The 11,843-nt window shown below is 55.4% G+C and carries 13 protein-coding genes; 5 read left to right on the top strand and 8 right to left on the bottom strand.

Annotated elements, in window-relative coordinates:
• Positions 1-61 precede the first annotated feature (61 nt).
• From artJ to IM304_RS04610, 6 genes are all read right to left on the bottom strand, one after another.
• Positions 62-793 carry an arginine ABC transporter substrate-binding protein ArtJ gene (gene artJ / locus IM304_RS04635; protein ID WP_148418718.1) on the bottom strand — a complete coding sequence of 244 codons (732 nt, stop codon included), beginning with the start codon at positions 791-793 and terminating at the stop codon, positions 62-64.
• Between the two features lie 174 nt (positions 794-967).
• Positions 968-1,636: an arginine ABC transporter permease ArtM gene (artM, locus tag IM304_RS04630; RefSeq protein WP_176610776.1), complete on the bottom strand. Its 669-nt coding sequence runs from the start codon at positions 1,634-1,636 to the stop codon at positions 968-970.
• Positions 1,636-2,352 (bottom strand): arginine ABC transporter permease ArtQ, encoded by a 717-nt coding sequence (gene artQ, locus IM304_RS04625; protein ID WP_193356570.1) that lies wholly within the window; start codon positions 2,350-2,352, stop codon positions 1,636-1,638. Before artQ ends, artM begins: the two co-directional genes overlap by 1 nt.
• Before the next feature lie 6 nt (positions 2,353-2,358).
• The gene (gene artI, locus IM304_RS04620) at positions 2,359-3,090 is read right to left on the bottom strand and encodes an arginine ABC transporter substrate-binding protein ArtI (RefSeq protein WP_006174322.1); all 732 of its coding nucleotides are present in this window, start codon (positions 3,088-3,090) and stop codon (positions 2,359-2,361) included.
• An 18-nt stretch (positions 3,091-3,108) separates the two neighbouring features.
• Positions 3,109-3,837 (bottom strand): arginine ABC transporter ATP-binding protein ArtP, encoded by a 729-nt coding sequence (gene artP / locus IM304_RS04615; protein WP_006809439.1) that lies wholly within the window; start codon positions 3,835-3,837, stop codon positions 3,109-3,111.
• 225 nt (positions 3,838-4,062) lie between these two features.
• Positions 4,063-4,581, bottom strand: coding sequence for a lipoprotein (locus IM304_RS04610; protein WP_148418722.1), 519 nt, complete (start codon positions 4,579-4,581; stop codon positions 4,063-4,065).
• Between the two features lie 97 nt (positions 4,582-4,678).
• Between IM304_RS04610 and IM304_RS04605 the strand changes: the two genes are divergently transcribed.
• From IM304_RS04605 to IM304_RS04595, 3 genes are all read left to right on the top strand, one after another.
• Positions 4,679-5,002, top strand: coding sequence for a heavy metal-binding domain-containing protein (locus IM304_RS04605; protein WP_148418723.1), 324 nt, complete (start codon positions 4,679-4,681; stop codon positions 5,000-5,002).
• Complete coding sequence (locus IM304_RS04600; RefSeq protein ID WP_193356569.1) at positions 4,999-5,829, top strand: N-acetylmuramoyl-L-alanine amidase; 831 nt, start codon at positions 4,999-5,001, stop codon at positions 5,827-5,829. Before IM304_RS04605 ends, IM304_RS04600 begins: the two co-directional genes overlap by 4 nt.
• 262 nt (positions 5,830-6,091) lie before the next feature.
• On the top strand, positions 6,092-6,715 hold the full coding sequence (locus tag IM304_RS04595) for a helix-turn-helix domain-containing protein (protein ID WP_193356568.1): 624 nt from the start codon (positions 6,092-6,094) through the stop codon (positions 6,713-6,715).
• Here the strand turns inward: IM304_RS04595 and IM304_RS04590 are convergent.
• Positions 6,712-7,314 (bottom strand): hypothetical protein, encoded by a 603-nt coding sequence (locus tag IM304_RS04590; RefSeq protein ID WP_193356567.1) that lies wholly within the window; start codon positions 7,312-7,314, stop codon positions 6,712-6,714. The two genes, IM304_RS04595 and IM304_RS04590, sit on opposite strands and share 4 nt — an antisense overlap.
• Positions 7,314-8,867, bottom strand: coding sequence for a peptidoglycan-binding domain-containing protein (locus IM304_RS04585; RefSeq protein ID WP_193356566.1), 1,554 nt, complete (start codon positions 8,865-8,867; stop codon positions 7,314-7,316). Before IM304_RS04585 ends, IM304_RS04590 begins: the two co-directional genes overlap by 1 nt.
• Positions 8,868-9,165: 298 nt before the next feature.
• On the opposite strand from IM304_RS04585, the gene gspC reads away from it, so the two are divergent.
• Positions 9,166-9,897: a type II secretion system protein GspC gene (gene gspC / locus IM304_RS04580; RefSeq protein ID WP_193356565.1), complete on the top strand. Its 732-nt coding sequence runs from the start codon at positions 9,166-9,168 to the stop codon at positions 9,895-9,897.
• A 12-nt stretch (positions 9,898-9,909) separates the two neighbouring features.
• Entirely contained in the window at positions 9,910-11,838 is a 1,929-nt protein-coding gene (gene gspD, locus IM304_RS04575; protein ID WP_193356564.1) for a type II secretion system secretin GspD, read from the top strand.
• Positions 11,839-11,843 lie beyond the last annotated feature (5 nt).

Here is an 11,843-nt window from a genome sequence, read left to right as displayed (position 1 = left end):
GCGCTGCGCTTATCCGGCCTACAGACCACCCCCGCAGGCCGGACCACCCGACAAAAAGAGGTTACTGCGGGAACCACTGCTCGCTGATTTTCTGGTACGTGCCGTCAGCTTTGATCGCTTTCAGCGCGCCGTTCAGTTTTTCCAGCAGCGCCTTGTTATCCGGACGAACCGCAATGCCCAGACCGGTGCCGAAATACTGCGGATCGGTCACTTTCTCCGTTGCCGTTCCCAGCTGCGGGTTGGTTTTCAGCCACTCGTTCACCACGGCGGTATCGCCGAATACCCCGTCGATACGGCCATTTTTCAGGTCGATGATCGCGTTCTGGTAGCTGTCATAGGCCACGGTTTTCACTTCAGGATGTTTGTCCTGCAGGTACTTCTGGTGCGTGGTGCCGTTTTCCATCCCGATGCGTTTGCCCTTCAGCTCGTCGAAGGATTTATAAGCCCCTTTCTTCGCAATCACCACCGCCGAGTTGGCGTAGTACGGGTCGGTGAAGGCCACCTGCTTGCTGCGCTCTGGCGTGATGTCCATCCCGGAGATCACCGCGTCGTATTTTTTAAACTTCAGGGACGGGATCAGGCTGTCAAACGCGTGGTTAGTAAAGGTGCAGTCGGCCTGCATCTGCTTGCACAGCGCTTTCGCCAGGTCGATGTCGAAGCCGACGATCTGGTTGCTTGCATCCAGCGATTCAAACGGCGGATAGGTGGCAGAAACGCCGAAACTGATTTTATCTGCGGCTGATGCGCCAGCGGCGAAGGTAGCGAGTAGTGCGGCCAGAACTAACTTTTTCATTGTGAAGCTCCCGTCTGTCTTGTCATTATGCGCCGTGTCTGCGGCATGGAGGTACAATGCCACCTAATGAATTTATATGCAATAAATATGATTAAATATTAATTGCTGAATAAAAAAAGCGGACTACCCATCAGGTTATCCGCCTTTGAATATATGGTTTATGCATCTGCCCGGTTAATTTCTGCGCTCAAACGCCAGCGCCTTACGCTCGATCAGGCGCATCATCAGCGTCAGCAGACCGTTGACCACCAGATACACCAGCCCAGCCGCACCGAACACCATCACGTCGTAGGTACGCCCGTACAGCAGCTGCCCGTGGCCCATCACCTCCATCAGGGTAATGGTGTAGGCCAGAGAGGTGCTTTTGAACACCAGGACGACCTCGTTCGAATAGGAGGACAGCGCGCGCTTAAACGCGTAGGGCAGCAGGATCGCCAGCGTGTCCTTTTTGCTCATCCCCAGCGCACCGCAGGACTGCCACTGGCCTTCCGGGATGGCGCGGATCGCGCCGTAGAACAGCTGCGTGGTGTAGGCCGCGCTGTTCAGCGAGAGGGCAATCAGGGCGCACAGCCACGGCTCAGAGAGCAGGTGCCAGATAACCGGATAGTTCTGCAGCGACGGGAACTGCCCCGGGCCGTAGTAAATCAGGAAGATCTGCACCAGCAGCGGCGTACCGGTAAACAGCGTAATGTAGCCGCGGACAATCCACACCAGTACCGGCGTTTTCAGCGTCAGGACGATGGTGAAGAACAGCGCCAGGATCAGCGCCACGATGATGGACGCGACGGTCAGCGTCAGGCTGGTGTGCAGCCCTTTCATCAGCTCGGGTAAATAATCCAGCATCAGCCTGGCCTCCGTTCAAAACGCGTTGCACGCAGGTCGATGCGCTTGAGGATGTACTGACTCAGCAACGTGATCGCCAGGTAGATAGCCGCCGCCACAATGTACCAGGTAAACGGCTCCTGGGTGCGGGTAGCGATGCTTTTGGTTTGCAGCATCAAATCATTTACGCTTATCAGGCTCACCAGCGCGGTGTCTTTCAGCAGCACCAGCCACTGGTTCCCTAAACCCGGCAGGGCATGACGCCACATCTGCGGCATCACCAGGCGGAAGAAGATCGCCGCCTTCGACATGCCCAGCGCCTGGCCGGATTCCCACTGTCCCTGCGGTACCGCTTTCAGCGCGCCGCGCAGGGTCTGTGAGGCATAGGCCGAATAGAGCAGGGAGAGCGCAATCACGCCGCACAGGAACGGGCTGACGTCAAAGTTCTCAATCTGCATCTGCACCGGGATCTGCGCAAAGCCGAGATTAATGGTAAAGCCGTCCGACAGCGTTAACAGCAGCTGCGAAGAGCCGAAATAGATAAACAGGACCACCAGAATTTCCGGCAGCCCGCGCAGCACGGTCACCAGCGCTGAGCCGAGCCATGCGACGGGGCGCCACTTAACGGACTCCCACACCGCAAAGAGCATCGCCAGCGCGAGGCCGATAATCAGTGCACAAACGGCAAGGCCGACGGTCATCCCGGCGGCGCTTGCTAAAGGAAAAATTTCATTCATCAGGAATTACTTCTGGAACCATTTTTTGTAGATGGTTTCGTAGGTGCCGTCTTTCTTCACTTTTTCCAGCGCAGCGTTGAATTTCTGCTGCAGCTCGGTGTTGCCCTGACGGACGGCAATACCCAGTCCTGTACCGAAGTAGTCTTTATCGGTCACTTTGTCACCCACGGCGGCCAGCTTGTCGTTCGCTTTCAGCCATTCGGTCACCACAGCGGTGTCCCCGAAGACGGCATCGATACGGCCGTTTTGCAGATCCAGCTTCGCATTCTGGTAGCTGTCATACGGCACGGTGGTGATTTCCGGATGCTTATCCATGATGAATTTCTGGTGCGTGGTGCCGTTCTGTACGCCCACTTTCTTGCCTTTCAGCAGATCGACCGAGGCGTATTTACCTTTCTGACCGATGAACAGGGCAGAGTTGTCATAGTAAGGGGTAGTGAACAGAACCTGCTTTTCACGCTCCGGGGTGATGTCCATACCGGCCATCACGGCATCGATACGACGGAACTTCAGGCTTGGGATCAGGCTGTCGAACGCCTGGTTGCTGAAGGTACAGGTCGCGTCGATCTCTTTACACAGGGCATTTGCCAGGTCCACGTCGAAGCCAACGATCTTGTTGTTCGCATCAATGGATTCAAACGGAGGGTAGGACGCTTCGGTGGCGAAACGGATGGTCTGGGCTGCGGTAGCGGAAAGGCTGACGCTAGCAAGCAGCGCGGCAATCAATACTTTTTTCATTATAATTTCCCTAACACATCAGTGTGATAAGTAGTTTTTGAAGGCATCGGTTTGCGGGTTTGTGAAGCAGCTCGCATCACCTTGTTCAACGATATACCCGTTTTCCATGTAAACCACTCGGCTGGCGGTTTTGCGCGCCACTTCCACCTCGTGGGTCACGATGACCTGAGTAATGTTGGTTTCCGCCAGCTCACGAATGATGCTAACGATCTGGGCAGTAATTTCCGGATCCAGCGCCGCGGTTGGCTCGTCAAACAGCAGCACCGCCGGCTCCATCATCAGCGCGCGGGCAATGGCCACGCGCTGTTGCTGGCCGCCGGAAAGGTGCAGAGGATAGCGGTCGCTGTAGGGCTTAAGGCGCAGGCGCTCCAGCAGCTTTTCGGCACGCGCCATCGCCTGGTCTTTGCTTAAACCGAGCACGCGGCACGGGGCTTCAATCAGGTTTTGCACCACCGTCAGGTGCGGCCAAAGGTTGTATTGCTGGAAAACCATGCCCACGTTTTGACGCAGTTCACGGATGGCTTTATCAGACGGCGTTTTCGCGAAGTCAAAATGGTTACCGGCGATGGCCAGCGTCCCCGAGCGGGGCATTTCAAGAAGATTAAGCACGCGCAGAAGGGAGCTTTTTCCCGCGCCGCTAGGGCCGAGCAAAACCAGCGTTTCGCCCTCCGGGCAGCTCAGCGTAATGTCGAACAGCGCCTGGTGTGCGCCGTAGAAGCAGTTAATGCCGTTTAGTTTAATACTCATCGGGGCAGTCTTTACTCATCCAGGCAATCTATAGCAATTGAGGCCGCAGATAGTACCGTTGACAGAATAGTTATGCAATATTTCTGCGTTAAAAGTTAAATATAACCCGTGTTTACTCTTAAACATAGCACAAAATAGCGAAGGGGAAGGGGGGCGAGAATAAATGTCGGCATTCCGCCTGAAATGCCGGACATTTTACGGGGTTAACGTTTATTTAACGATGAGTTAGCGGTTCTCAATCGACTGGCGAAGGGTGCCTGCCGGGGCGTGAACGCTGCCGCCAACGTAACGGACATCATCGACGGCCCAGCACTGGCCTTCGCGGATCATCAGCACTTCATCCTGCCAGGTCTGGGTGCCCTGCGTGAGCTTCACGCGCAGCGGTATGTTGCGCGCGTCGGTATTTGGGATCGTGGACGCGCTGGCAACCTCAGCGCTGTCCGGCAGCGTGGCGCGGCTGGAGAACGGATCGGATGAGAGCAGCGCGTTATGCTGCGGATCGCGGGAAGCGTCGTTAAGCAGCTTCGCCAGGCTGTCGCTCAGGTACGGGCGCAGGGCGGTGAGGTCATTGCCGCGGTGCTGAATGCGGTAATCATAGAATTGTTGCGCCACGGCGTCCGGGCCGCCCTCGATGCAGGGGCCGCTGCGGGTTCCGATATCCTTAAAGGCCGGCGTGACCGGAGTGGTGCAGGCGCTGAGCACCAGCGCGCATGGCACTAAAAGCGTTAAAGCAGAGTAGCGCATGTTGATTTCCTTATTTATTAACTATCCTTTCAATCATAGCGTAACGGACCGATAATGCTGTAGCTAACGCATTGAACGTTAAAGAAGGAGAGAAAGTATGCAGTTTTCAACAACCCCAACCCTGGAAGGACAGCAGATCGTCGAATACTGCGGCGTGGTCACCGGTGAGGCAATACTGGGTGCAAACATCTTCCGTGACTTCTTTGCCGGCATTCGCGACATCGTTGGCGGACGTTCCGGCGCGTACGAAAAAGAGCTGCGCAAAGCCCGAGACATCGCGTTTCAGGAGCTGGGCGAGCAGGCCAAAGCGCTGGGTGCGGATGCGGTGGTGGGTATTGATATTGACTACGAAACGGTCGGTAAAGATGCCAGCATGCTGATGGTGAGCGTAAGCGGCACGGCGGTAAAAACCCGCCGATGAAGCGTTCGCTCTTGCCCCTCCTGCTGGCCTTGCTGCTGGCAGGATGCGCCCAGGAAAAAGGCATCGTTGATAAAGGTGCTTACGAGCTGGATACGCGCCATCAGGCGCAGGCGGCATACCCGCGTATAAAGGTGCTGGTGATCCACTACACCGCGGACGATTTCGACACGTCGCTTGCGACCCTAACCGATAAAAACGTCAGCTCGCACTATCTTATCCCCGCCAGGCCCCCCGCCCCGGCGGGCAAACCGCGCATCTGGCAGCTGGTGCCGGAGAGCGAGCTGGCCTGGCATGCCGGCATCAGCTTCTGGCGCGGCACCAACCGTATAAATGATACGTCCGTCGGCATTGAGCTGGAAAACCGCGGCTGGCAGAAAAGCGACGGCGTCAAAACCTTCACGCCCTTTGAGCCGGCGCAAATCGCGGCGCTGATCCCTCTCGCCCGAGACATCATTGCCCGTTACGACATTAAGCCGCAGAACGTCGTGGCCCATGCCGACATTGCCCCGCAGCGTAAAGACGATCCTGGCCCGTTGTTCCCGTGGCGCGAGCTGGCGAGCCACGGCATCGGTGCCTGGCCCGATCCGGCGCGGGTGAATTTCTACCTCAACGGGCGGCCACGCTATCAGCCGGTGGATACCGCGGCGTTGCTCGATCTGCTGGCGCGCTACGGCTACGAGGTGCCTGAAAACAGCACGCCAGAGCAGCAGAAGCGCATCATTATGGTCTTCCAGATGCATTTCCGTCCCCAGCTATGGAACGGCACTGCGGATGTGGAAACGATGGCCATTGCCGAAGCGCTTTTAGAGAAATACGGGCAGGGGTAATCCTCAGGAATACCCCTGAATGAGTACATTTTCATGATTAATCATCGGATTAACCTTAAGTAAATTCTCAATTCATTTTAAGTTAATTGATTTAAAATCGCCCTCATTTAAGATGGATTCATCGATTCACAGCATGAATCAAATTAAAAAAACAGTTCTCGTTTGGTTTTTTTAATTTTTAAAAGAATACAAAACTCATTTCGCGACAATATCTTTATTTGTCGAGCAATTACACATTCTAACATCTTAATTGGGTATAACAATGTTAAGTATTTTCGGTAAGAAAACACGTCCTCATGATGAAATGAACGCCATAGTTTTAGCAACATCTGGATATGAAGAGAAAACATTAAAAAAATGGCAAAAAATATCAACGGCTAATTCTGATAATATTCATATTATCATTGGCGGTGAAGTTGAGTTCCGCCGCACCTCTGATAATTTATGCATGTTTACCCTGCAAGGGCAATGCATCTTTGGTCTCTCCGCTATTTTTTATAATTCAGCCCATATGCACGGCGTGGTACGCAGCAATACGGTTGTACGCACGATCAATAAAGAAGAATTCAACCGTTTAATGACCCAGCATGGGTTATGGCCTCAGTTAACCAAAGTATTGGCATGGTATATTTGCATGCTCAGCAAACGTGACGATGTTTTAGTGGCCCGCAGCGCTTATTCCGTCGTGCGTGAGTTCTTAATTGAAATTAATGAACTGATTGTCCAGCACCAGCGCGACATTAATATTTATGATTATATTCAGGAATACACCAACCTGGCGCGCAGCACCATCATTAAAATTCTCTCCGATCTCAAAAAAGGTCAATATATCGTGGTAGAGAAAGGACGGCTGCTTAGCCTGACGACCTTACCCGAAAAATACTAATCCCCTCCTGCGTCTCCTTTCATGCCGGAAGGAGACGCACCCTGCGTTTCATCAACCGGTGGCGCAGGCTCTTTTCCCTGCGAAATATCCTGCTGTTGTTCTTTCAGCGCCTGCATCAACATCGCTTTTAACGCCCCGTCATCGTCAGGATCCGTAGTCCGCGCGTGGGCTTCGGTACCGGGTAAGGTATCTCGTGAGGTATCGTGCGCGACGGGACTCTCCGGTAACGCCCCATCGGGAGCCTGCTGCCAGTCATTTTCATCATTGTTTAGCGGCATAGTCTCTAACGGCGGTAAATCCTGCTGCACTTTCACCGGCTGCGGCTCGGGGTGCGGGAACGGCTTCGTCACATAGATATAATGCATATCCGACAGGCCCGTTTCTGGCTTCGCGACGCTGGCTTTTTTAATCTCCGGTGCAGGGTGACGCAGGTTCCAGTACACGTGCGCGTAAAGCCCGGCGACGATCAGCGCGCACGCCCCCAGACACCAGAGCGCGAAGACGCTGACGATCTTACTGAACGAGGGCAGTCGCCAGGAAAACCAGACCGGTTGCCCGGTGGTATAGCTGCGCTGGGCAGCGAGACAGATAGTAGACATTATGCGTGCTTCTCTTGCGTGGTCGGGGTGGCCTGCGAGGCCTGAATCAGGACGCTCGGCGCAATGTGGGTTTCGCGCATCAGCTGCATCAGCGTGTCTTCGCCCGGAATACCGTCGACGTGAAGATGCATCTTCGCCTGGAAATCGCGGGTGCGCTTCATCAGCTCCGCCGTCCAGCGCCTGTCGTGCGTTTCGCTTTCGCCCAGCGCCAGGCTCAGCTGCCGATCAAGCCATTGCAGATCGTTACCGTCGCTGGCGGCGGTGATTTCATCTTTGCCGGACGGCGTCAGGCGGTGGAGGAGGGTGTACTCACCCGTGGCGTGCTGGTTATACCATGCACGGCTCACCTGCCAGGTCCGGTTGTTCATGAGCAGATCCAGCGACGTTTTTCCTGCCCGGGCGACCACCGCGTAGTTAATATGGTCGCCCGTTTTAAGTTCACTCACCCAGGGATACCCTACGGCTTCCAGCGTCGCCAGGGTGGCGGTGCCCTGCTTACACATCAGGTTGACCTTTGCCGCGTTCTGGCAAAGCGCATCCTCTGCGGAGGCGTCATATCCCCACATGGCGTACAGCTGATGCATGGCATCAGGCTGGTTAACCACCTCGTTCTCGATGACCGGCAGCGCCGGCGCCTCTGGCGTTTTGACCTGCTGTTTCCAGGCGGCGGGCACCGGGAGAGCAACCGGCAGTTTTGCCGTGATGGACGACGTCATCATCCAGCCGCAGGCGGCGAAGAGAACGGAGGCAAACAGCCCGACCGAGGCCAGCGTCCTGCCGCGCTTCGGTGCCGGGAGCACTTCACCGGTGGCCAGACGCAAATGACGCGGCCCGACGGCCGGTGCGCGCTCGGTCCACGCCGCCAGCATGGCCAGGTGCGCCAGCTGGTTCAGCTTGCAGACGTTGCCCTTGGTCAGGGTGTGGATCTTTTTCACGCGGGCGGGCGTCAGCGGCGATGTCTCTGCGCCGTGCTCTTCGCACTGAGCCTGCACATAGCTCAGGTATTCACGGCAGACCAGCCCGCGAAGGGTGTGGCAGGTCAGCACAAATTCCTGCAATGCTGAATTTTTTAGCGCCATTTCCACATCGCCGCAGCCCATCAGGACGATGGACAGACGCACCTCCAGCTCCTGGGCGCGCGTGAGCAGCATGCCCAGCACGTCATACCCGCTGGCTTTCATCGCCTGCGCGTGGGTAATCACCAGCACCTTACGGGACGACTTTGCCTCTCGCCACTGGCGAATAATGGCGTCGACCGCCTGGCGTTTATGCTTCTCCTGTGCCGAAGGGTTGAGCTTGAACAGCAGGCTGCTGGCGCTCAGCTTTGGAAACGCATTAACGGAAATGACGGCGTTGCTGCTGGCCTTCAGCGCATCGCTGAACTGCCCCAGCAGCTCATTGTCGTGGTAAAAGAGCCCGGTGATCCCTGCCTGCTGGCTTTTTTCTTTCAGGAGATTGAACACGTCCTGATGATAAGGCACGAGAAAATCACCCGACCTGCGGGTAATTTTTCTGAACGGAGGGGTGGTGAATTTAAAATGGCTCTGATACATAGCGACTGACCGTCTCTTCTCTTTAATAGCAATGGACGGAAAGTAAGGTAATGTCTTCCCCTGGTCAATTTAACGCCAGAGTAAAAATAACCTGCTACCAGCCTCTAACACTCGTCTTTTTTCCGGTCAATCATTTTCTTCATTAAAGTTGATGGCGAAGCAACTGGTTGCTCGTTAGCAGGCTTACTATTATTTGCCCACTACGTCATGCAGCGCATCGCTGCTTATTTCTGCTTTGCTAAAGGCCAGATAAATAATGAGGAACGCATTCCTTTCCAGGCTAATGACGCCCTGCATCATGCTCGTTATGCTGATTTTTTGCAGCCAGCAGGGTTACGTCGTTTATAAAGAATATAAGAAGGTCACGAATAAGTTAGCGAAAGCTGAACAGTCTCCGCTCCAAAAACGTGACGTTCAGAAACCTTTCGGGCTTTTCACCGCAGCGGTGCGTCAAAGCGAGATGCCCGCCGCCGCAAAAGCCCCGCTTTCCGCCGAAATCGAGGGCATCATCAGCAGCGATGAGTCCTGGCTGTCGTTTGCCGTTATCAAGACGCCCGCAGGCCAGCAGAGCTATCGGGAAGGGGAGCCGCTGGTTGGCTTTGATAACGCCTATGTCGATGAAATAAATAAAGATAACGTGGTGGTGAAGTACGAGGGGGTAGAGCAGAAGCTGGCCCTTAAGCAACCGCCATATTTTAAGGGTGGCGCAGAGAGCGGCCCGGTAACGAAATCGAAAAAAGACGCGGGCGCGGACAGCCTGCATCTCGATGATTATCTGGTGTTAAAGCCGTTAATCGATAAGGGCCAGCTGGAGGGCTTTAATATTAATCCACGGAATGCGTCTCCTTTTTACAGCAGTACAGGGCTGGAACGGGGCGACGTGGTGGTGAAAATCAATGACGTCGATATGACGAAAGAAGCGCAGGCGAAAAATATTATCGCCAACTGGTCGAAAATGAAAGAAGCGGAGGTCGTCGTCAGACGGCACGCTCACCTTGAAAATATTCGGGTTAATGTTCTAAACAATTAACAAGTGTAAATCATGAAGAAATTTCCTTGGGCGTGCGTGGCGCTGACCGCATTGTCGTTATATTCCAGTTCGCTGCTCGCAGCTAACTTTAGCGCCAGTTTTAAAAATACCGATATCCGCGAATTTATCGATACGGTAAGTCGCAATCTGAATAAAACGATTCTGGTCGACCCGTCCGTTCAGGGCACCGTCTCGGTCAGAACCTATAACGTGCTGACGGAAGAGGAATATTATCAGTTCTTCCTGAGCGTGCTGGATCTCTATGGCCTGTCGGTTATTCCGATGGATAACGGCATGGTCAAAGTGGTGCGTTCAAGCGTGGCGCGGACCGCCGGCGTTCCGGTGGCCGACAGTAAAAACCCGGGCAAAGGGGATGAGATCATCACCCGCGTGGTGCGCATGGAGAATGTCCCCGTGCGCGAGCTGGCGCCGCTGCTGCGCCAGCTGAACGATGCCTCGGGGATCGGTAACGTGGTCCACTTTGAACCCTCTAACGTGCTGCTGTTAACCGGTAAAGCCTCGGTGGTGAACCGGCTGGTAGATCTGGTTGAGCGCGTAGATCGTTCCGGCATGCAGCGTCGCGAAATTGTGCCTCTGCGCTATGCCTCCGCCAAAGAGCTTTCCGATATGCTGAACAACCTCAACAACGAGGAGCAGAAGGGGCAGAACGCGCCGCAGCTGGCGACCAAGGTGGTGGCCGATGATGAAACCAACAGCCTGGTGATCAGCGGTACCGAAGACGCGCGCGCGCGTACCCGCTCGCTGATTGGCCAGCTCGATCGCGAGCAGAATAACGAGGGGAATACCCGCGTCTTCTACCTGAAGTACGCCAACGCCACGAAGGTGGTGCCGGTGCTGACCGGTATTGGCGAGCAGCTGAAGGACAAAGCCGGTGCGCCGAAAAGCAAAACCGCAACCACCAGCAGCGAGCTGAACATCACCGCCGATGAGTCCACCAACTCCCTGGTGATCACCGCCCAGCCAAACGTCATGAACTCGCTGGAGAAGGTGATCGACAAGCTGGATATTCGCCGTCCGCAGGTGCTGGTGGAAGCCATCATCGCCGAAGTACAGGACGGTAACGGCATGGATTTAGGCGTGCAGTGGACCGGCAAGCACGGCGGCGTGCAGTTCGGCTCTACCGGTCTGCCCATTAGCCAGATCAAAAACGGCACGATGAAAGGGGCATCCTTTACCGGCCTGGCGACCGGCTTCTTTAACGGTGACTATGGCGCGCTGCTGACCGCGCTCTCCACCAGCGGCAAGAACGATATTCTCTCCACGCCAAGCGTGGTGACGCTGGATAACAAAGAGGCGTCGTTCAACGTTGGTCAGGACGTGCCGGTACTGTCGGGTTCCCAGACCACCAGCGGCGACAATGTCTTTAACTCGGTTGAGCGTAAAACCGTCGGTACCAAGCTGAAGATTGTTCCGCAGATCAACGACGGGGACATGATCCACCTCAAGATCGAGCAGGAAGTCTCCAGCGTTGACGCCAGCGCCACCGAAGACGCCAGCCTGGGCCCGACCTTCAATACCCGCACCATCAATAACGAAGTGATGGTTCACAGCGGCCAGACGGTGGTGCTGGGCGGTCTGATGGAAAACGTCAGCAAACAGAACGTGTCGAAAGTGCCGCTGCTGGGCGATCTGCCGCTGGTGGGACAGCTGTTCCGCTATACCTCGGAGGATACGTCGAAGCGCAACCTGATGGTGTTTATCCATACCACCGTGCTGCGCGATGACGACAACTACAGCGCGGCGACGAAGGAGAAATACGACCAGATCCGCGCGCGCCAGCGGCAGCGCCTGGAGGAGAAAAAGCTCGGCATCGTTGAGAACACCGATAACGCCGTCCTGCCTGCCTATCCAAAGCAGGATCATTCTCAGCCGGTCGGCGTGAGCGCACCTGCCACCACCCGCAACCCCTTCAAAGAGTAAGGGGA

This window comes from Enterobacter cloacae complex sp. P40C2 (assembly GCF_014930695.1).
Lineage (GTDB): Bacteria > Pseudomonadota > Gammaproteobacteria > Enterobacterales > Enterobacteriaceae > Enterobacter > Enterobacter pasteurii.
The sequence above is the reverse complement of the archived record's forward strand: the minus strand, read 5'-3'. Positions and strand labels throughout refer to the sequence as shown.